Genomic DNA, 20,125 nt, shown 5'->3' on the forward strand with positions numbered 1-20,125 from the left:
TTATGAACTCTTCGAACGGGTCGAAGAAAGAGCAAAACGAGTCGCTAAGATGGAAAATACTGTTTCAATTTGTTTGCGTTTGTGTCGCATCCAGCGTGTAAAGGCTGGTGTCCACCGTTCTTTTTTGCTGTTTGAAAGAGTGGGCACTCAAAGGAGGGCATTATAGTTTTGTTGCAAACGAACATGTAAAGAGTGACTGAGGTACCCTTTGTCTCCAAGAACGAGGGCAGAAGGCGCCTAGCGAAGCAAATCTTCTACCATCTGTACATCGTAAACCGAAGCGGACGACAAGACGTAATTTTGAACGACACCGAATGAATTGATTTGCACGTGTAGCTTGAATCCATAGTAATGACTCTGTTTTGAAGCGCAATAGCCCACGTTAGCTAGAGCTCGAAAACATCGCGCCCTTGTTAAACGAACCGGGTGGCATAAGGAAAGAGGAAGGCTGTCGATGATCGAGTAGGGGCTGCCGAACTCCGGCGAAGAAAGTCGCTTGCGAGTGCGAAGCGAAGATCTCGGCATCGCCGATTGTACCGAGAACGTTCGACTACAGAATCTACATTCCCTTGGATAAAGCAATGCCAGGCACGTTCGGAGGTGAAACCTAGGCCTTTTCTCAGCAGATGAAGCGTCAGGATATGGGCATCGCTTTGCTGAAGCAGATGATGGTTTTTTTCGTTTCAGAAAACTAGCAAAAGCTTGAAATTCCTGCTAAACTTTTTTTGGAATAGCGACAAATTGGCTTTGTACCGAGTGTTGTTTTTGTGTACAATAAAGATGTCTTTGCACAGGAATCTACTTTCCAAAAGGGGATTTAGTCACTTTCATTTTGGATGTTTTTCTGTACAAAGGTTATTTTTCAACTAGCACCACGGGTTAAATACAATTATAAAATAGATAATTAAGAAGAGTCTCACTACTAACCCTCTTGATGAACCTATATTAATGATTGAGCACAGCTTCAATAAAGCAAAAAGTAGAGAGCTATTTTTTTATTAAACTAGTAAGTAATTATCGATCTATATTATCTAATAACTTAATAATATTCATGTGACTGTTTAATAAAGGTTTTTTCGAGATTAAATTAGAGTAGGACCTTTCATTAATTTAAAAGTTTGAGGTGAGATAATGCTAGTGGCTGGAGTAGACACATCTGGTGCATCCGGAATTAAGAATTATAGCGTTATTGCTTGGTTAGATAGCGATAAACAAACATTTTTACTTGATGCTTATAGTCCAACTCCAACGACTCCTTTACCTAGTTCGCCCAATAATTCTGCAATCGGTTTTATTGGATTTGATTCTCCCCAAGGGCTATCAAGTCAAGGGAAAATCATACGCGATTGTGATAAGAATGCTAAGACTTCGACTTCAAAAATTCCATCATCACGTGGACTCTTATCTAAAACAACTTTGTATAAAGGATTGATTGAAGTTGGTATAGATATCTTTTGGAATTGTCACTCGAACCAAATAGCAAATATATATGGGTTGAATCAATCAAAATTTGATCAAGAAAAGCCAACAATTTTTGAAACATATCCGAGATATGTAATTCGTAAATGGCTAAGTAACCGATTGAATAACATGAAATTTTATATTCTATTTAAAGATCATATTACTCACAAAAGGGCTTATCCATCAAGATACGTAGACTATGTTTGGGAAGGATTGAAATTCTTAGGTTATACTTGTCCTGGTGTACACAGACCAAGTATTGATCAACTGGATGCAATGCTGTGTGCTGTTGTTGCTCAGCATCTTTCTACAGCATCAAACTTTCAATTAACAAATAGTGTCGGTTTAAAACCTATTATAAATAATAAAGATAAAGTTTTTCATGAAGGATTTATTGTATGTCCATAACTAGAGTGAAAAATTTTTAATTTTGGTGAGCTACAGTTCTAAATAAATTGCGCATCACACTTCGTCGAATTGTGGATTTGAATAGCCACGGTTCGCCTTCATTCTTGTACACACTTTATGTATAGAATAAAGTAGTATACAGCAAAAGACACTGCCCAATGTGGACAGTGTCTTTTTTGTTGAAATGAAAGTCTTTATAATAGAATCTCATGCATTGCAATCAAATCATCGAAATACAATTCCTCTCAATAATTTCAGCTGACTGCTGAAAATCAAAATGATGATTCACCATATCCACAGTAAAATCCTCTGCTTCTTTTGCGTTCATTTTAAAACTCAAACCATTATAACGAAGGAATATAACCATCGCTGTAAATGCTGTCCGTTTGTTAGCATTATGAAATAGATGATTTTGTCCAAGCGATTCAAACAACGCGGCTGCCTTCTCAAAAATACTAGGATACGCATCTTCGCCAAATACGGAAGATTGAGGTCGATGAACGGCGGAGTGTAGCAATCCGGGTTCTTTTACTCCTACTTGTTCTCCCGGGCTGTATCGTTGAATCATAGCTACATTGATTGCGATGACTTCTTGAACAGACAGATAGCGAATGGGTGTCATCGATCTTTTAGTCCACGCAAGGTTTGATCATATTCTGTCATAACATCTGCTAACGTATCCATGAAGTCTGGGCTAATGCCTTCTGGTAGTGAGATCTTTTTGGCTTTTTTGATCAGGATCTCTCCTGTCAACGGATTAGCATCAATCGTTACTGCATCGCCTTGTCCTAAACCGACTTTTTTCAAAGCGTCAGTCATGCTAATGCCGAGACTATTGCCAAATTTGGTTACTTTTCGCTCGATTTCATTTGTTTTACCCATTATGTTACCTCCTCATCGAAGTTTGACTGTTATAACAATTATACGTAACGAGAAGATGAATTTAAACAAGTATACCTTTTATTAGAAAAATAAATCATACGTATATTCTATTCACTCCCGCCATAGCCGCTGCCTATAACCAGCCATGCCTTTTACGCTTATATAAACGACTCTACCCCATGATAAAATGGAACCATTACATCCAAGTCCGAGTCCAATCAAGGGGGATTACTATATGAGTGATAAATTTCAAATCGTAGGCAGCTTGCTTCGTCCAAAGGAGCTACTGGAATATAAGACGCAAATTGAGCATCGGGATGATATTAGCTATCCGTTTTATCAAGAATTCGACGGGTATCAGCAATGTGAAGCGAAGGCGATCCAGTCTGTCGTGGAGAAGGAAATTGAGAACGATCTGTCGATCATCACGGATGGCGAATATTCCAAATCGATGTGGCATTTGGATTTTGTCTGGGGGTTTGACGGTGTGGAGCGGTATATTGCGGATCATGGATACTTTTTCCGCGATACGGATGGTACGTCCAAATACGAAACACGCAAAGACATCGGGCTGCGTATTACAGGCAAGTTAAGCGGTAAACATCATCATTTTATCGAGTCCTTCAAACAGCTCAAGTCCCATGCGGGTGAACGTGAAACGAAGCTGTGCGTGCCTTCGCCGTCGCATATTTTTGGCGAATTGTCTTGGTCGGACAATATCGGTGGCGCGGATGCGGTGTACCAGAATCCACAGGAGTTGAAAGCAGGCTTGATTCAGGCGTATAAAGAGTTTGTTGCGGATTTTGCGGCTGCGGGCGGTGAGATTCTGCAATTCGACGATTGTCTGTGGGAACTGTTTGCAGATGACAATCCGAACTCTCCGTATACAGGCGAGAACATCAATCAGGAAGAAGTGCAGGCGCTGGCGACTGAGTTTATCGATATTAACAACACGGTCATCGATTACGGGCACAGTCTCGGTCTGAAAATGTGGACGCATAACTGCCGTGGGAACTATGATTCTCGCAATATGGGTGGCGGTTCGTATGTGAAGATCGCTAACCTGTTCCTGAAGCAGCTGAAGTATGATCGTTTCTTCCTTGAATGGGATGACGAACGCGCGGGTTCGCTGAAAGCGCTGGCTGTGTTCAAAGACAAGCCGGATACGGAGATTGTGCTTGGTCTGCTTTCGTCCAAAACGAATACGTTGGATGATGAAGCGCGTGTACTGCGACTGTTGGATGAGGCGTCCAATATTATCGATAAGGATCGTTTGCTGCTATCTCACCAATGTGGCTTTGCTTCCTGTGATGGCGGGAATGAACTGAGTGAAGATGAGCAGTGGGCGAAGATTAATCAAGGGCAGCGGATTGCGAAGCAGTATTGGAGTAAGTGATTGAGGTTATTAGCTTACGATTTCATATTAATTCCATACTAGTTTAAAGCGATTTTCTATGAAAGAAACGTTTGCAATATAGTCTTTTTGGAATGATTTTGAATTGCTATTCTTCTTTTGTTTCAAAGGTAACACATTAAACGGATACTAGATGGTATCCGTTTTAGCTTTTTTATCAACTATTGGTTTTAGCTTATAGTGTTTAGCATTTCGGGCAGGGGGACGACTAACTTCGGATCCATGTCCATCTGGAAAAATCATATATAGCATTAGCATAAGAAGAGACCGCCTAATCAGCGGTCTTTTTCATTTCTTATCAATCATCATAGTCATAAAGCAGTAGACCCTAAGTCAGGTGAATCTCGATTCTTAAATTGTACAAATCACCATATTTTCATCAGTAAACGGACATACCTAATTCCTCTTTAGGTCTAGCCTACACTTCAGCCTTGAGCATAGCTTGTAAGCGAGTAGCAGTATCCAGCGATGCGGTGTAGATCATCATTTTCATCATCGGATTGCCGGATGGATGCAACACGATATGTTCAAACTCCATCACACCTATACGCGGGTCGTCAAAATGTTTGAAGCGGTCTTTGACGGCTTGCACGTCGTGCATGGGCCAGCGTTCGCGGAAGATGGGGATGGTTTGTTGAAATTCGTCTACTAGCTTTTGGAATATGACATCGTTGGGAGACTGGGCGTAATCTGCACGGAATTGGGCAATGATTGCCTGCGCTTTTTCATTTCGCTCCTGCGTGTCGGTTCCAAGTCTGTCTCCGCTGAGTAGATGCTTGATCCAATTGATCTTGTAATCATTGGCAGCGGAAAACGCAGGTAAATGGAAAACAAATGCAGCTGCCCGGTTCCAAGCGGTCAGATTCCAATACGGATCAAGTACAAATGCGGGATTCGGTTCCAGTGCCATAACGGTGCGCTGCATACCTGTCTGCAATTGTTGTTGTTCGTCTTCCGTTTTCTCCTCACGCTGCGCGGGTCTGGCAAGCACATGCAAATACTGCCTCTCATCCTCGGTCAATTGCAGCGCCCGCGCAATATGATCCAGCACGTCCTGTGACGCATTCACCTCGCGTCCTTGTTCCAGCGATGTATACCATGACGTTCCAATATGGGCAAGCTGCGCGACTTCTTCACGACGAAGCCCGGATGTACGGCGTCTTCCATAATTGACTAGCCCTACTTCTTCTGGCGACAGGCGTTGCCGCCGGGAACGTAGAAATTCGCCCAATAGCTTTTTGGGGGAACGTTCTTCCATCTGCATATCCCTCCTTATCCTGACACTGCCAGTCCTACGATAATCGTGGGCAGGCTACCTGTTGTTCTTTTCATTATACTAAACCTATTCAGTCGATACACAGGAGGGCTATATGATGAAACTATTTATTACCGGAGCTACAGGCAAAGTAGGCAGTCGTTTTGCACCACGGATGATCCAACATGGACATGATGTAAAGGTGCTGGTGCGGGATGTGACACAAGCGCAAGCATTGGAGCAGCAAGGCGCGCAGGTGATCCATGGCGATCTAGTACAGCCGGACAGTTATCTCACTGCATTACAGGACGTGGATGTGATCGTGCATTTGGCAGCCAAGTTTCGCGGTGTGGATGAGGAAACGACGCGTACTGCCAATACCGACGGCAGTCTGGCGCTGGCACATGCCGCATTGCAGGCGGGGGTATCGCGATTTGTATTTGCCAGTACGAACAATGTGTACGGCACGGGCGGTGCGGATCGTCCGAAGCATGAAGATGATGAGTTGAATCCGTTGTTTGCCTATCCGCAGAGCAAGGTTGCAGCGGAAACGGCACTACTGAAGCTTCATCGTGAGCAAGGGTTGGGGTTACGCATCGTACGATTACCGTTTGTTTATGGTGATCGTGATCCACATATTGCTGATTTTTTACCGTATGTGAAGCAGTGGAATCCGGCGAAGCGTATTCATATGGGGCATCATGCGGACATTAGTCAGGCGTTGCTGCTGGCGGCTTCGGTACCCGGGATTGACGGTAGAATCTACAATGTGGCTGACGATGCGCCAATCTCGGCTGCGGAATTGCTTCGTTTTCATGGTGAGGAGAGTCTGCCGGAAGCGGCGCAGCAGGAGTACGATGCATGGGATATGGTCGTAGACACGATGCGTATTCGCAATGAGCTGCATTACCGGCCGGTGTATCCATCCTTCTACTCGGCATGGGCAGCCGGTGCACTGTAAGGAGTATAAATGACGGTATAAAATGATATAACCCCTTTTGGCGGATGAGCTGCAAAGCATCGGTTGACGATGATGGTTGCGCCTCTGCTGAGAAGGGGTTTTTTATTGGTTTGGATGATGAAGTTACAGTTGGATGAATGTTTGTAAGACAAAGAAGCGATATGCCTACATATGCCTATGTCTCCGGCAAACTTTCTTTCGTACTGGGCAGTCATTTATAATAGGACAACAGTATACATGCAGTCAGGAGGAGACTATTTACATCATGGATTGGATCAGACAACAACTTCAGAATGTAGGCATGAATGAGATGATGATCGGCTATGCTGCTACGATCATCATGATCCTGTTTATCGCGGTCGTCTGTGTTCTGGCGAACTGGATTACACAGAAGATCGTACTCAAAACGATTATACACATCGCCAACAACAATCGATATACATGGGACGACATCATTGTAGAGAAAAAGGTCTTTCACAAGCTATCCCATCTCGTACCAGCAATTATTATTTATTATTCTGCATCCGTCTTTCCAGCGTATCAAGGATTGATCGAGAAGGCGGCAATGACGTATATGATCGTAGTCGGTATCACGGTATTTGATGCGCTGCTCAATGCGTTTGATGCGATTTATCGCTCGTTTGAAGTATCCAAAATCCGTCCGATTCGCGGATACATTCAGGTGGCGAAGATCATTATGTTTATCGTCGGCGGGATTGTTGTCATTTCGAATCTGATTGGGCAAAATCCGCTCATCATTCTCAGCGGACTTGGTGCACTGTCAGCGGTATTGATGCTGATTTTCAAAGATTCGATTCTCGGTCTCGTTGCTGGTATCCAGCTATCGTCCAACGATATGGTGCGTGTGGGCGACTGGATTGAGATGCCCAAGTACAATGCCGACGGTGACGTGATCGACATTACACTGAATACGGTAAAAGTAATGAATTTTGACAAGACGATTACGATGATTCCCAGCTATGCGCTGATCTCGGATTCGTTTCGTAATTGGCGCGGGATGCAGGTGTCGGGCGGACGGCGGATCAAGCGCAGTGTGCAGATCGATACGAGCAGCATTGCCTTTTGCACGCCGGACATGATCGAGGAATTTCGCAAAATTCACTATCTTGCTGATTATCTCGATGACAAAGTGGCGGAGATTGAGGCTTACAATGTGGAGCGTCAGATCAACCGCGAGAGCAATGTGAATGGCAGACAGCTGACGAATATCGGGGTGTTCCGCGAGTATGTGTATCGATATCTCAAGCATCATCCGGGCATTCATAGCAATATGACGCTGATCGTGCGCCAGCTCGCACCTGCGGATAACGGGTTGCCGCTGGAGATTTATGCGTTTAGTAGCGATACGACGTGGGCGGTGTATGAAGGGGTGCAAGCAGATATTTTTGACCATATCTTTGCGGTCGCTCCGACATTTGGACTGCGCACGTTCCAGAATCCAACCGGGCATGATATTGGGCAGCTGAAAGATCATCCGGTGTTGGTGCAGGGCGATTGAGTGGCATGAAAGTGGAATAGGTGCGTGCGGCATGTAGGGTACGTAATGCAGATGTTGAATACGGAGACATTTTGCAGTAAATAGACAGTGGGTGTACGTAGATAAAAGCCATTAATCTCTGAGTTCGAAGGTTAATGGCTTTTATCCTAACTATGATATCAAATAGGAGTGAATGTTATGCCTTTGAATCGAGAGCAATTACAAGAAGCGATGAAAAAAGCAAGCCAGCATGCACGTCAGCAAGCGAAGGAGCGGGGCGCTTCGATTTATTATATGAAAGACAACAAACGTTTCCGTGAGGATGCGTTGGGGAATATATTCGAAATTGTCTACGATACGAATGGGCAACGAAAAGAGTATACGTATGAAGAATAGACATTTACCATGGATAAACTGTAGATATCATTTTGAATATGGTAGCTACATCACGTATACAATATAGCGCTACGTCCTCATTCCACGGCTACCCCCATATTCATAATACTTCTCTCAGAAAAGCTGACACGATCTACTTTCCATACATTCCCGTTTCGTACAAAGGTAGCGGTACGATCTGTAACTGCATGGGTGTCTCCTAGTAGATCTGGTCCATAGATGGCAAGAGACTGGGTGATCTCGGCTTTATTTTGATTAATATACGTAACTGTAGTGATTGGAGGACTGTACGGACGTGTTTTGGCAAAACCAGCATCCGGTAGAGTCGAGTTGATAAATGCATTGGTAAAGTACGATCGATAGGTGGCGGCATCTCTTTTGATTGAGGTGCGATCTGCGATTTCGTTTAACTTATCCGAAAGAACGGTCAAGCGAGCTACGGTCAGTTGTGCATCGGCAGATACTGTTACTTGAGGTTGCTGCACATGTACGATAATCTGCTTGCCGTCCTTGGTAATGGTTGCCTGTTTGGTTTGTTCGTTCCAAGAGATAGAGGCTTGAATGTATTGACTCATAAAACGCAGAGGTACATACATCGTGCCATTGCGAATTTGTGCCGGAGCATCCAGATCAATGAAAGTGAATACGTACGGAACGTCGATGCCCGGTGTATACGTGACTGCCCGGTTAAAATTCGCTGGCATATACGTCTTGTTCTTTCTTTGTGTTAATAGCACTGTTTTCATATCTGCAATCCACGTTACTGGAACACCAAAAGATTGTGATACGGCGCGCATCGGGATGAAGACGCGATGATTCAGCAGTTGACCGTTATCAATCACTTCTGATTCCGCAGCTTGCGCAGTAGTTGAATAAGGTATAGCGAATAGTAAAAGGAATGCCAGACTCAGGATCAGCTTTTTCACGAGATACCCTCCTGTTAGTAAAATGATGAGATAGAGCGCTATCATAATTGTTTACATACTTGCATGAATGATAACCAAGCTGTTTATACAAACAGATCGTTACACAAAGTGGATATGTATACCAACCAGCTCTTGGCAGTGGATGCATAGTACAACCTATCTATGTTAACGTTGATTTCCTTATTTTGGTTGCTGTTCCTTTACTATTTTCACATGGGAAAAGAGCAGACCGCACGTCCATGATCCAGTATCTTCATTTCCATCTACAAATCCATCCACAAAAAATGAAACCCCATCCCTACGATTCGGGTACAATATTACATATACCTTGCTGAAAGGAGATGACGGATATGAGTATGTGGAGTCGATTCAGAGATGTAATGAAAGCCAATCTGCACAGCATGCTGGAGCGTTCGGATGATCCTGAGCGTACTGCCAGACAATACATGCAGCAGTTAACTAGTGATATCGGACAGGTAAAGGCGGAGACAGCCGCCGTGGTAGCGGAGGAAAGTCGCAGTAAACGCGCATGGGACGAGAGCAGCGGCGAGATTGCCAAATTGCAGCGCTATGCTGAGAAGTCCGTCCAAAACGGCGATCAGGAGGGCGCGCTTCGTTTTCTGGAAAAGAAAGCCCAGCTAGCGCCAAAGCATAGCGAGCTACAAGCCGCTCATGAACGGGCAGCTGCCAAAGCAGATGTCATGAAGCAGATGCAAATCAAGCTGACCAGCGATCTGAACACATTGCAAACTCGGTATGCCGATATCCAGAACAAGCTGCATGAAGCGCAAACGCTACAGCAAAGCAACTCCAACCATACGTACAGTAGCGCCAACAATGCGCTACATGATATGCAGCAAAAGGCAAATCAAGCACTCAACGAAGCGGAAGCGCTCGCTGAAGTACGCGGTGGCGCTCAGCCGGAGGAAGATCTGGATGTGTTAATCGCTCGACTGGAGCAGCAAATGAACGCACAACCTGACCATACTAGCACCTCTGCATCTACGCCGCAGGAAGAATTAGCCGCAATTCAGCAACAATACAAAGGCTAGACCCTATCTTTTGTATTTTGCGATACGACCAACCAACACGCAGGTATCCAGTACTATGATGCAGGTATCTAGTATGATGCAACCTGTACAGTCCAGCATTTCAAACCGAGGTGAATCCATTCATGCCCGTTATTGATTACAAGTGTCCCAACTGCGGCAGTAGCATGATGTTCGACAGTACTACTGGCATGCTATCCTGTCCAAGCTGCGGCAGGCAGGACAATATCGAACAGCTGCCCGATCCATTGAAAAAAGTCGTCTTTACCGATGACGAAGTGAAGGAATACCATTGTCCGAACTGCGGTGCCGATCTGGTGACTGAGCCGGAGACAAGTGCGACGACGTGCAGCTTTTGCGGTTCGCCAGTTGTGCTCAGTGAACGGTTGGGCGGTCAATTGGCACCAGTGAGTGTCCTTCCATTTTCCATTAGCAAGCAGCAGGCGGAGCAGGCATTCAAAAAATGGTGCCGCAACGGACTGCTCACCCCGGCTGGCTTCATGTCCGCCGACCGCATCAAAAGCATTACCGGCATGTATGTGCCATTCTGGTTATATGAGTTACATAACATTGCGGAGGCGCGCGGGCATGCGACCCGTGTACGCAGTTATACGCAGGGCGATTACCACTACACGGAAACCCAACATTACGAATTTTACCGCCGCATGCGGCTGCACTACGTCAATCTGCCCGTCGATGCTTCCGAGAAAATGAACGACCAACTCATGGACAAGCTAGAGCCATTTCCATATGCACAGCTCAAAGATTTCAAAACGCCGTATCTGGCAGGGTATATCGCTGAAAAATACAATTACGACGACAACGATCTACTACCGCGTGCCAAGGATAAAACGATCCCGTATATTGATTCCTCTATCGCGTCCACGGTCACTGGCTATTCTAGTGTGAGTTATACCGATCGGCAGGTGGATACGAATGTGCAACGCGCGGATTATGTGCTGTTGCCGGTATGGATGGTGAATTACGATTTTGACCATAAAGAATATTTGTTTGCGATGAATGGGCAGACGGGTAAAGTGGTTGGCAAACCGCCGCTTAGTAAAGGCAAGATGTTTGCTTGGTTTGCGGGGATTAGCGCCGTTTCGCTAGTGTGTCTGAAGACTGTCTCCTGGGCGCTAGGAGGTGGATTCTTTTGACGTATGATTCGAATGAGCAGAGAGAGAAGAGGCTATATGCTTCGAGTAATGATAGACCAAGCAGCGACGAAAACGGTGATTCGGATCGTAATGATTGTGTAGAAATTCATACAGATCATGCAGATGAGACAGCACAACAATGTCATCCTAGTGGTCATATAGATGGGCAACGTGATGGTTACGGCGTTGGCAAGTTGTTCGTTACTCTGCTGGTGCTCATCACACTACTGTGTGCTAGTGCAGGAACACTGTTGCCGACGCTGAGTTATGCTGCCAGTACGAGCGAGACGACTACAGGCACTAAGACGCTAGTTTACGACGATGCAAACTTGCTGACAACGCAGCAAAAGCAGGAGATTACCGAGATGGCGAATCAATATGGTGCGCTGCGGCAGACGGATTTTGTCATTTATACGACTAATAATGATAATAATATAGATGCTATGAAGTTGACGGAAGATTTGTATGATGATAAAGCTTTTGGCTACAACCAGAAATACGGGAGTGCCGCGATCTTGACGTTGGATATGTATAATCGTAAAACATATCTGGCGGGCTTTGGCGAAGCGGAGCAATTGTTGGATGATTCACGTTTAGATAAAATTCGCGATTATATCACCTCGGATCTCAGCAGCGGCAATTATACGACCGCCTTTGAAAAATATATTCAGCGCTCGTACGAATATATGGGCTACCGCGCAGGTGTGAATCCTGACAATTGGCTGTTCAAATTCTGGTTCCAAGCGGCGTTGGCGATCCTTGTCGGCATTATCGTCGTTTGGATCATGGCGTATCGCTCCGGTGGACGGGTGACGGTGGATCGTGCGACGTATGAAGATGCCAGCGCATCGTCGCTGCTGGATCACTATGACCGCTACATCAACACCACAGTCACCAAGCAGAAAATCGAAAAAAGCAGTAGCAGCAGTGGTGGCGGAGGCGGCGGTGGAACGAGCAGCGGCGGTCATTCGCACAGCGGGAGCCGCGGTTCCTTTTAGCATATTGGTGTTAGCAATCGGCAAGAGAGAATATACATCTGAATGACAGGGAGGATACTGAATATGGGATTTTTCAAAAATCAATTTGCCAATGTGGTGGAATGGGAAGAATTTAGAGATGATATGATCTTCTGGAAATGGAGCAACCGCGAGATCAAGAAGGGCAGTAAGCTCATTATTCGCTCAGGGCAGGATGCTATCTTTTTGAACAATGGCAAGATTGAAGGGATCTTTGAGGACGAGGGTTCGTTTAACGTAGAATCGGATATTATTCCATTTCTGTCGACGCTGAAAGGGTTCAAGTTTGGCTTTAACAGCGGGATGCGCGTGGAAGTACTGTTCGTGAATACGAAGGAATTTACCGTGCGCTGGGGGACACAAAGTCCGATTCTGATCCCGGCACCACAGCTGCCAGGCGGGATGCCGATTCGTGCGAACGGGACATTTAATTTTAAAGTAAGCGATTATGTATCACTGATCGACAAGGTGGCAGGCATCAAGCAAAGCTATCTAGTCGAAGATGTGAAAATTCGCATCACGTCCGTGCTGGATCAGCTGCTGATGAAATGGATCGTGCGTGAAGGCAAGGACATGTTCAATCTGCAAGCCAATGCGTTCGATATTGCCAACGGGATTCGCGAGGATCTGGATATGCAGATGATGCAGCTGGGGATCGGCATTACGGGCTTCCAAGTGATGAGCTTCAATTACCCGCAGGAAATTCAGGATATGATCACAAAGACCGCCTCGCATGAGATGATCGGCAACATGCAAAAATACCAGCAGGTCAGCATGACGGATGGCATCGCGTCAGGGAAAGTACAGGGCGGCGGTACAGCATCCGATATGGCGGGTATGATGATGGGCATGAATATGGCGAACGAAATGATGAAGAATATGAATCAGCAGAATGGTCAGAACAATAGCGGGCAAAATAATGCACAGAATGCGAGTGGCAACAACAGCGGTGGCAATCCGGCAAATGGGCAGAATGCTAATGCGCAAAATGGCGGTAATGCCAACACTGGCGGTGGTCAGAACAATGGTGCAGAGGGCAACGCAGACACTAGTTCTGCACCAACAGGCTCCAGCGGTACAAAGCCGAATTTCTGTCCGAACTGTGGAGCGAAGAACGAAGGAGCGAATTTCTGCTCGAATTGTGGGTATAAGCTGGCATAAGGATTTTGAGACGATGTTGCTTGCTCGTTTCGTATACAGTTTCAGTACGAATACAGAGAAGGAAATACAGAAACATGCACAAAGAAAGACCAGCTTTACTTATGGATGAGTTGTAGCAGTCGTACTATATCCTACGTATGATTGTACGATATAAAATTGAATTAAACCGCTGACAAGGGTATTGCCTTCCTGTCGGCGGTTTTTTGTATGTTACAGCACCATACAATATACATGGATCATTCCGAATTTGATGACAATATGAAGAAATAGCGCATTACTTCAACAACCGCAAACACAGCTCCACCCGAAACCGCTCATCCACATCACTCAGATCACTTCCCAGCAGTGACACGAGCCGCTCCTTCCGCGATAAAAATGAATTGCGCGAAATAAACAACCGTGATGCCGTCCGCGAATCATTGCGTCCTTCTTCCAACCAAATGCGCAGCGTCTCCACATAATCCACCGCAGACTGCTCATCATAATCGAGCAATCTTACCAGCCCCGGCGGAAACAACAGGGACGGCGGCAGTTCACCCACACAATGATGCAGCACATACTCCTGCCAGCAATCCGCAAATGTACGCACCCGCGATAACTCTGGATTTACAAAATGAATAACTGCCTTCGCTTCCGTATAATAATCGTTGACCTTTACCAACTCAGCAAAGCTATCACTCGCTCCGGCAAGGCAGTCCATATTGAGCAGCCATCTATGAACCCAATCGTAAAAGTCCCGATCTTTACGCGCAAACCGAGTATCGTTGATCAGCCCGACAATCTGCTGATCGTGCACAATCGCAATCGACGCCGGAATCTCCATCTGGAAACGATTGCGGATGTAGCGGCTCAAGTTGGTCAACGACTGCTGCGGCAATTGAATGACGATGCAGCGGAATTGATCGCCCGGCTGGGTATCTAACGCGTCCGTTAATCGCTCTAAATGCTCCTCTGGCACAGGCAATCCATCTAGCAGCGATTGCAGTACATTTCCAAAAAACTTGCCGCCCGTTTGCGATGGACGTAGCAGCATTGTTTTCACGTAGTCGGATAACAGTTCTAACAACTGCACATCATGCTCCTGTAACGGCTGACCGACGGGCTGCATGCTGAGAATACCGAGGTGAATCTGTCCATCGGTAATATGAATATAATGCAGCTCAGAACTGGAACCGATATGGCGGGCATGCTGCGGGTCGAACGCATACCGATTACCGGATACACGCCGGATCGCCATTTTCAATCCATCCAGCGTATTGTCATCTGAAAAGACTCCGAGAATAGAATGATCGTCGCTAACTCGTTGCCCTTCATTAGAGGACGCCAAAATATGAATATTCTCATCGCTGACTGTCAGCAGATGTCCCAGCACTGGCGAGCTAACGTCCAATAGCTCCTGAAGCGAACGGTTTCCGTCCGATACAATCTGTCGTAGCGTATCCACCCATTGCTGATACATGACGAAAATAGCCTGTACCTGGTTCATTACAGTTGCGACAGATACGGCAGATTGGATCACGATCGTACCGGGCGCTATTGAGTTCTGCTCGTAGATGCCTGTTTCACAGCAGCAAATAAAAATCCCTTGCACCTCATCTGCTTGTATCGATATCTTCTGTGTAGCATGCGCGATATACACTTGATCTGACTGCAATCTCATCTCGGAATCATACAATAATGGAGGTTGTAGCGGAAGATTAGCCTGAGATGGATCGCTGCAACTGAGTTTCCATGTTTTGGATAGTTGAGTAGTTAGCATGTGAAAGGTTGGACGCATGAGGGATTCATCCTTCTTTTGAATATTTTCTATATCTTAACAGGTAGACCTACAATATTGTAGGTCAGAGTAGAATAATAACTACAATTGCGACTATTACGGGAGATGGTCGGATTTTCTTATACTACATATAAGCAGTACAGATCACAGCTATACGCATCATGACAGACACGTAAAAAAGTAATATGATCTGCACTTGCTGATTCCGTAGGTAGTAATCTGCAACACGTATTAGCTTCTATATATGATAACGAAATATAGATAAAGGAGAGATTGTGATGAAAGCAGCCATTTATTATGGTCAAAACGATATCCGAGTGGAGGAGCGTCCTGTTCCAACGGTAGGAGCATCAGATGTGCTAGTACGTAATCTGCGTGGTGGCATTTGCGGAACAGATATTAACATTGTGAAAGTAGGCGGCGGAGACAAAGGCATTAGTCTTGGCGCGGAATTTGGACATGAGATGATGGGCGAAGTAGTCGAGATTGGGGAACATGTTGCCAGCGATATTCAGCTTGGCATGCGAGTCGGTATCAACCCAATTACCGCCAAAAAGGCAGGGCGCTTCAAATCACTGGAATGCTCCGGCTTCTCGGAATATGTGCTGGTGGAGGACGCGGTGCTGGATTACAATCTGTATGCGTTCGAAGCAGACGTATCGCCAGAAGCTGCGGTGCTGATGGAGCCGATGAGTGTTGGTCGTCACGGTGCCTTCAGCGTGGAACCGAAGCCGGACGAGCATATCGTCGTACTGGGCGCGGGACCGATCGGTTTGGCTGCTGCCGCCAGTCTGATCGCCGAAGGGATGCGTCATGTTTGTGTTGTCGATATCGATGACTGGCGTCTGAGTAAAGCGGCGGAATTGGGCGCGTTAACCGTCAATTCAGCACAAATCGATCTGGCGGAAGGATTAGCAGCCCATTTTGGCACATTACATGTGTACGGACAGGACGTACCGAATGTAGACGCATTTGTAGATGCAGCAGGTGCGCCGGTATTGTTCGACGCGGTGGCGAAGATTCTCAAGCCTCATGCTCGCATCGCGATCATCGCTGTCTATAAAAATGAAGTGCCAGTTAGCTTGCTGCAAGTGATGTCCAAAGAAGTGAAAATCATCGGAGCGAGCGGCTATACGCACGATGATATTGTAAAAGTGGTGGAGCATATCAGCCAGCAGAAAACGCGGATCCAATCCATCGTTACACAGGTGTACAAGCTGGATCAGATTCAGGAAGCATTTGAGACAGCGATTGCTGCCAAAGGAACGATCAAGGTAGTTGTTGATTTGACCTGAGTAGTGGCTTACGATTGCACATAAGCATTTGAAATAAATACATGTAACAATGTATTGAGGCGTTTACAAGATCAACTTACAGAATACGGTGCGAATAGTGAAAAAGGTTGTTTGTTATGGGAAGGTATCCCTTCTCGATGCAGCGGTTAAGATAGGGCTGGATCAAACAGGCAACTTTTTTCGCTGTTTATCTTTTGCTGTTCCTCTTTTGCTGTTCATCTGTCATATCATTATGTATAGCCCATGATCTGAGAAAATCCCTGTATGCGAACTGTTGCATTGAGTACAATACAGGTAGAGAATGATACCGCACAACACGTTTTAGACGATGACAAGACAGGAGGCAGCAGAAGATGAGCCATAGACCGTTGATTGGTATGATGCTGGGCTGGAAAGTGAAACCGGATCTGATGCGAGCTTGTACATTGTCGGCAGCGTATTACGGTGCTGATCTGTACTATTTTTATACATGGGATGTTAGAGAAGACAGCATTATCGGTATGCAATTGATCGATAATCAGTGGGTACAAGGAGAATTTCGTTATCCTGATGTAATCTACGACAACACCCGTCGGCGGGGACATGAACGATATGAGGAAGCGTATCGCAAGCTAGATGGCATCCCGATGGGACATATGCTCAAAGGGCGTGGCTTTGGGAAAACGAAAATCTATAATCTGATCCGTCATGATGAAGGATTGAAAACGAATCTGATTCCATTTATGACGATGAAGGAACCGGAAAAGGTCATGGGTTTTATCGAAAAGCATAAGCGTGTCATTTTGAAGCCGGATGGCGGGTATATGGGACGTAATGCGCTGACGGTTCAGCTGACAGACGACGGAATTGAGGTATTTGATCAGGAGCAGCTGCATGTATTTGTATAAGCAAGCGCAAACATCAAAATGAAATAGATGAACACATAACAACGGAACATCTTCTTGTCCATTATTCCGTAACCCCGCCGTTCTTTCTCCGTATTACTCTGTACTTATGACAAATAACGAACAGGATTTGAGGGAAAGCCTTATGAATCAACTATTCAACAATCGGGCGGAAGACGGGTATGCGGCGGCGGAACGGAAGGCGGCAGTGTATTTTGCAGAGCTGCGTCAGCAGTTGGAGAGTCAGCAGTATGCGCAAGGGCTGAAGACTGATTTTGGTCAATGGCAAAAACGGCATATTTCGCTGTCTTCTCGGCTGTCGCGCTGGCTGCCAGTCAAGCAAAAGCCCGATATGTGGGATTATCATGTATATATGCAGTGGCTGAATATGACGGGGAAGATGGACGGTTATTTGCAGCGCAGTGTGGCGTATATTTATATGCGCGATCTGGGACGGGCGCTGCATACTCCGCACACGCAAACACGGGTACAGGAAGTCGCAACCAGTCTGAAAAAGCGTCTGCTCACCTCGACGCAGACCAGAACGGATCATGTGCCGGAGTTTATGAGTCTCGATGGTGTGTATCGCTGGGCACAACGCGAAGGCGTAGAAACAGCGATGATCTGGGTGATGGACAAGCTCCAGCAGGTGACCGCACATATTCCAGAGGGCATGAATGCCGAGCAGGCACAGCGTAAATTGATCAAAATCATCGTCGGTGTTGTCCTACACGCAGTAGAGGAAATGGATGATGCTGTACCGCAAGGCGAGCGTTCGCGTCGACTGGATGAAGCGATACGTCTGGGATATTCGTACGGGCTGACGTATCCATTTATCGACGATATTCTGGATTCGGATCTGCTTACCGCAGGCGAAAAGGAGCAATATTCGCGCCTGATCCGCCGTGCATTAGTAACTGGATCGGTGCCAAGATTGGGCGATTGGTCGGGCAGCCAGCCGGATTTGATCCGCTATATTCACAGTGAATTACGCGAAGCATTTGAATATATCAAAGGTCGGCAGCAACCGCATGTGCAGAGTGTATTTTTCGAGCAGGCATATGTGTTTTTTCAGGCGCAGGATGTGGATCGGACACGCAATCTGGCGAATGCGGAATACAGTAACGAGGAGTTGTATGTGCCCGTTATTCTGAAATCGGCATGCTCGCGGCTGGTGGCGCGCTCCATTATCGGGGCGGATGAGGACGAAGGGTTTGATCAGCGTACGTTTTGTTATGGTATATACAATCAGCTAGCGGATGATTTTGCAGATATGTTTGACGATCTGGAGCGCGGAGCGGTGACGCCGTATACGTATTATGTAACATATGGGCAGAAGCGAGACGATCTGATGAATCCGTTTGAACTGTATTGGGCAGTCATTCATTATCTGATTCACGATGTGTACCGTTCCGATGAAGCTACACGCGAAGTCATTCTGGATCGGGCGATCAACGGCTTGAAGCGGGCGCATGTACGGCTAGGTGCGGCGCGGTATGGTGAACTGATGGATCTGCTGACCGCTGGCATGCCGCAGTTGAACATAATTATTCAGCGTATGGTGCGAGACGCAGAAGATGTGGATTTTCTCGACAAATTATTGCGTGACCAGATGTTAATCCATCTGCGACAAGATCGGGAACAGCAAGTGCAGTTTGAATCTACAGTGCGACAGGTACGGAAGCAGATTAATGATGAGCTGCCCATCGCAACCCGGGAAGGCATTTTGCCGATGAATGAGCTATTAATCAGCGCTGCCAATTACAGTCTGGAAGGCTCCGGTAAAAGGCTGCGCCCGATTCTGGCGTGGGTGATGGGCGTGCAGCATTACGGGCTGGATGCGCAGGCGGTGCTACCGCTGCTGCGTTCGCTGGAATATATGCACACCGCGTCCCTGATCTTCGACGATCTGCCTTCGCAGGACAACGCACCATCGCGGCGCGGACGGGCAACATTGCATGAAGTACACGACAGTGCGACAGCCGAGCTGAGTGGTCTGTTCCTGATTCAGAAAAGTATCCGCGAACAAGCATCAATGACCGGATTCCCTGCACATACCGTGTTGCAGCTGATGGACTATTCAGCGCAAAAGGCGGAAGAGTTATGTACCGGACAGGCGATGGATCTGCATTCCCGTGGACAGGCGTTAACGCTGAAGCAGCTGAACGATATTTGCTTTCACAAAACAGGTGCGGCGTTTGAAGCCTCGCTGGTGATGCCAGCAATTCTGGCGCAGGCGAATCAGCAGGAGATCCAGACGCTGCAACAATTCGCGTATCACGCAGGTATTGCTTTTCAGATCAAGGATGATCTGCTGGATTTGCAGGGTGATACGGTACAGCTGGGCAAGCCAGTCGGGCAGGATGAGAGTAACAATAACTCGACCTTCGTATCCATTCTCGGTGAGGACGGGGCGCGGCGAGAGATGTGGAATCATTATTGCGACGCACTGGAAACGCTACGGGAGATGCCGAAGGCAGTGCCGTTTCTGAAGCATCTGCTTGACTATATCGTACATCGGGATCGGTAGAAAATTTGTATAATAATATTTAAGGATTTTTATAGCAAGTTAACAAAGTAAATAG

General features: G+C 46.3%; 18 protein-coding genes. 12 read left to right on the forward strand and 6 right to left on the reverse strand.

Going from position 1 to position 20,125, the window contains the following annotated elements; all coding sequences use genetic code 11:
• Positions 1–237: 237 nt before the first annotated feature.
• Positions 238–525, reverse strand: coding sequence for a transposase (locus ACDE64_RS00835; RefSeq protein WP_411348669.1), 288 nt, complete (start codon positions 523–525; stop codon positions 238–240).
• 612 nt (positions 526–1,137) lie between these two features.
• On the opposite strand from ACDE64_RS00835, the gene ACDE64_RS00840 reads away from it, so the two are divergent.
• On the forward strand, positions 1,138–1,869 hold the full coding sequence (locus tag ACDE64_RS00840; protein ID WP_411348670.1) for a DUF429 domain-containing protein: 732 nt from the start codon (positions 1,138–1,140) through the stop codon (positions 1,867–1,869).
• Between the two features lie 220 nt (positions 1,870–2,089).
• On the opposite strand, the gene ACDE64_RS00845 is transcribed toward ACDE64_RS00840, so the two are convergent.
• On the reverse strand, positions 2,090–2,491 hold the full coding sequence (locus ACDE64_RS00845; RefSeq protein ID WP_411348671.1) for a type II toxin-antitoxin system death-on-curing family toxin: 402 nt from the start codon (positions 2,489–2,491) through the stop codon (positions 2,090–2,092).
• Positions 2,488–2,751, reverse strand: a complete 264-nt coding sequence (locus ACDE64_RS00850; RefSeq protein WP_411348672.1) for an AbrB family transcriptional regulator — start codon at positions 2,749–2,751, stop codon at positions 2,488–2,490. The genes ACDE64_RS00845 and ACDE64_RS00850 overlap by 4 nt, the downstream gene beginning before the upstream one ends.
• Positions 2,752–2,986: 235 nt before the next feature.
• On the opposite strand from ACDE64_RS00850, the gene ACDE64_RS00855 reads away from it, so the two are divergent.
• Positions 2,987–4,147 carry a cobalamin-independent methionine synthase II family protein gene (locus ACDE64_RS00855; RefSeq protein ID WP_411348673.1) on the forward strand — a complete coding sequence of 387 codons (1,161 nt, stop codon included), beginning with the start codon at positions 2,987–2,989 and terminating at the stop codon, positions 4,145–4,147.
• A gap of 436 nt (positions 4,148–4,583) precedes the next feature.
• Here ACDE64_RS00855 and ACDE64_RS00860 read toward each other — a convergent pair whose 3' ends face one another.
• The gene (locus tag ACDE64_RS00860) at positions 4,584–5,423 is read right to left on the reverse strand and encodes a helix-turn-helix transcriptional regulator (protein ID WP_411348674.1); all 840 of its coding nucleotides are present in this window, start codon (positions 5,421–5,423) and stop codon (positions 4,584–4,586) included.
• Between the two features lie 112 nt (positions 5,424–5,535).
• On the opposite strand from ACDE64_RS00860, the gene ACDE64_RS00865 reads away from it, so the two are divergent.
• From ACDE64_RS00865 to ACDE64_RS00875, 3 genes are all read left to right on the forward strand, one after another.
• Complete coding sequence (locus ACDE64_RS00865; protein ID WP_411348675.1) at positions 5,536–6,381, forward strand: NAD-dependent epimerase/dehydratase family protein; 846 nt, start codon at positions 5,536–5,538, stop codon at positions 6,379–6,381.
• Between the two features lie 265 nt (positions 6,382–6,646).
• Complete coding sequence (locus tag ACDE64_RS00870) at positions 6,647–7,900, forward strand: mechanosensitive ion channel family protein (protein ID WP_411348676.1); 1,254 nt, start codon at positions 6,647–6,649, stop codon at positions 7,898–7,900.
• 177 nt (positions 7,901–8,077) lie between these two features.
• Positions 8,078–8,275 carry a hypothetical protein gene (locus ACDE64_RS00875; RefSeq protein WP_411344678.1) on the forward strand — a complete coding sequence of 66 codons (198 nt, stop codon included), beginning with the start codon at positions 8,078–8,080 and terminating at the stop codon, positions 8,273–8,275.
• A gap of 77 nt (positions 8,276–8,352) precedes the next feature.
• Here the strand turns inward: ACDE64_RS00875 and ACDE64_RS00880 are convergent, their stop codons facing one another.
• Positions 8,353–9,201, reverse strand: a complete 849-nt coding sequence (locus ACDE64_RS00880; RefSeq protein WP_411348677.1) for a copper amine oxidase N-terminal domain-containing protein — start codon at positions 9,199–9,201, stop codon at positions 8,353–8,355.
• Positions 9,202–9,551: 350 nt separating this feature from the next.
• Here ACDE64_RS00880 and ACDE64_RS00885 point away from each other — a divergent pair, with 350 nt between their 5' ends.
• From ACDE64_RS00885 to ACDE64_RS00900, 4 genes are all read left to right on the forward strand, one after another.
• Positions 9,552–10,253, forward strand: coding sequence for a PspA/IM30 family protein (locus tag ACDE64_RS00885; protein WP_411348678.1), 702 nt, complete (start codon positions 9,552–9,554; stop codon positions 10,251–10,253).
• A gap of 122 nt (positions 10,254–10,375) precedes the next feature.
• Positions 10,376–11,407 carry a TFIIB-type zinc ribbon-containing protein gene (locus tag ACDE64_RS00890; protein ID WP_411344681.1) on the forward strand — a complete coding sequence of 344 codons (1,032 nt, stop codon included), beginning with the start codon at positions 10,376–10,378 and terminating at the stop codon, positions 11,405–11,407.
• Positions 11,404–12,405: a TPM domain-containing protein gene (locus ACDE64_RS00895; RefSeq protein ID WP_411348679.1), complete on the forward strand. Its 1,002-nt coding sequence runs from the start codon at positions 11,404–11,406 to the stop codon at positions 12,403–12,405. Before ACDE64_RS00890 ends, ACDE64_RS00895 begins: the two co-directional genes overlap by 4 nt.
• Before the next feature lie 63 nt (positions 12,406–12,468).
• Positions 12,469–13,584, forward strand: coding sequence for an SPFH domain-containing protein (locus ACDE64_RS00900; RefSeq protein WP_411348680.1), 1,116 nt, complete (start codon positions 12,469–12,471; stop codon positions 13,582–13,584).
• Between the two features lie 274 nt (positions 13,585–13,858).
• Here the strand turns inward: ACDE64_RS00900 and ACDE64_RS00905 are convergent, their stop codons facing one another.
• Positions 13,859–15,361, reverse strand: a complete 1,503-nt coding sequence (locus ACDE64_RS00905) for a PucR family transcriptional regulator (RefSeq protein WP_411348681.1) — start codon at positions 15,359–15,361, stop codon at positions 13,859–13,861.
• A gap of 278 nt (positions 15,362–15,639) precedes the next feature.
• Here ACDE64_RS00905 and ACDE64_RS00910 point away from each other — a divergent pair, with 278 nt between their 5' ends.
• The 3 genes from ACDE64_RS00910 (at position 15,640) to ACDE64_RS00920 (ending at position 20,070) form a co-directional block, all read left to right on the forward strand.
• The gene (locus ACDE64_RS00910; RefSeq protein ID WP_411348682.1) at positions 15,640–16,656 is read left to right on the forward strand and encodes a zinc-dependent alcohol dehydrogenase; all 1,017 of its coding nucleotides are present in this window, start codon (positions 15,640–15,642) and stop codon (positions 16,654–16,656) included.
• A 353-nt stretch (positions 16,657–17,009) separates the two neighbouring features.
• Positions 17,010–17,543, forward strand: a complete 534-nt coding sequence (locus ACDE64_RS00915; protein ID WP_411348683.1) for a YheC/YheD family protein — start codon at positions 17,010–17,012, stop codon at positions 17,541–17,543.
• 142 nt (positions 17,544–17,685) lie between these two features.
• Positions 17,686–20,070 (forward strand): polyprenyl synthetase family protein, encoded by a 2,385-nt coding sequence (locus ACDE64_RS00920; protein ID WP_411348684.1) that lies wholly within the window; start codon positions 17,686–17,688, stop codon positions 20,068–20,070.
• Positions 20,071–20,125 lie beyond the last annotated feature (55 nt).

This window comes from Paenibacillus sp. WLX2291 (assembly GCF_046603665.1).
In the GTDB taxonomy this organism is placed as follows: Bacteria; Bacillota; Bacilli; order Paenibacillales; family Paenibacillaceae; genus Saccharibacillus.

Excerpts from the sequence above, each read along its gene's own strand:
- ACDE64_RS00865 (WP_411348675.1), top strand. The coding sequence starts at position 5,536 with ATGATGAAACTATTTATTACCGGAGCTACAGGCAAAGTAGGCAGTCGT.
- ACDE64_RS00920 (WP_411348684.1), top strand. The coding sequence starts at position 17,686 with ATGAATCAACTATTCAACAATCGGGCGGAAGACGGGTATGCGGCGGCG.
- ACDE64_RS00915 (WP_411348683.1), top strand. The coding sequence starts at position 17,010 with ATGAGCCATAGACCGTTGATTGGTATGATGCTGGGCTGGAAAGTGAAA.
- ACDE64_RS00890 (WP_411344681.1), top strand. The coding sequence starts at position 10,376 with ATGCCCGTTATTGATTACAAGTGTCCCAACTGCGGCAGTAGCATGATG.
- ACDE64_RS00900 (WP_411348680.1), top strand. The coding sequence starts at position 12,469 with ATGGGATTTTTCAAAAATCAATTTGCCAATGTGGTGGAATGGGAAGAA.
- ACDE64_RS00885 (WP_411348678.1), top strand. The coding sequence starts at position 9,552 with ATGAGTATGTGGAGTCGATTCAGAGATGTAATGAAAGCCAATCTGCAC.
- ACDE64_RS00850 (WP_411348672.1), bottom strand. The coding sequence starts at position 2,751 with ATGGGTAAAACAAATGAAATCGAGCGAAAAGTAACCAAATTTGGCAAT.
- ACDE64_RS00875 (WP_411344678.1), top strand. The coding sequence starts at position 8,078 with ATGCCTTTGAATCGAGAGCAATTACAAGAAGCGATGAAAAAAGCAAGC.
- ACDE64_RS00870 (WP_411348676.1), top strand. The coding sequence starts at position 6,647 with ATGGATTGGATCAGACAACAACTTCAGAATGTAGGCATGAATGAGATG.
- ACDE64_RS00855 (WP_411348673.1), top strand. The coding sequence starts at position 2,987 with ATGAGTGATAAATTTCAAATCGTAGGCAGCTTGCTTCGTCCAAAGGAG.
- ACDE64_RS00905 (WP_411348681.1), bottom strand. The coding sequence starts at position 15,361 with ATGCGTCCAACCTTTCACATGCTAACTACTCAACTATCCAAAACATGG.
- ACDE64_RS00835 (WP_411348669.1), bottom strand. The coding sequence starts at position 525 with ATGCCGAGATCTTCGCTTCGCACTCGCAAGCGACTTTCTTCGCCGGAG.
- ACDE64_RS00845 (WP_411348671.1), bottom strand. The coding sequence starts at position 2,491 with ATGACACCCATTCGCTATCTGTCTGTTCAAGAAGTCATCGCAATCAAT.
- ACDE64_RS00910 (WP_411348682.1), top strand. The coding sequence starts at position 15,640 with ATGAAAGCAGCCATTTATTATGGTCAAAACGATATCCGAGTGGAGGAG.
- ACDE64_RS00860 (WP_411348674.1), bottom strand. The coding sequence starts at position 5,423 with ATGGAAGAACGTTCCCCCAAAAAGCTATTGGGCGAATTTCTACGTTCC.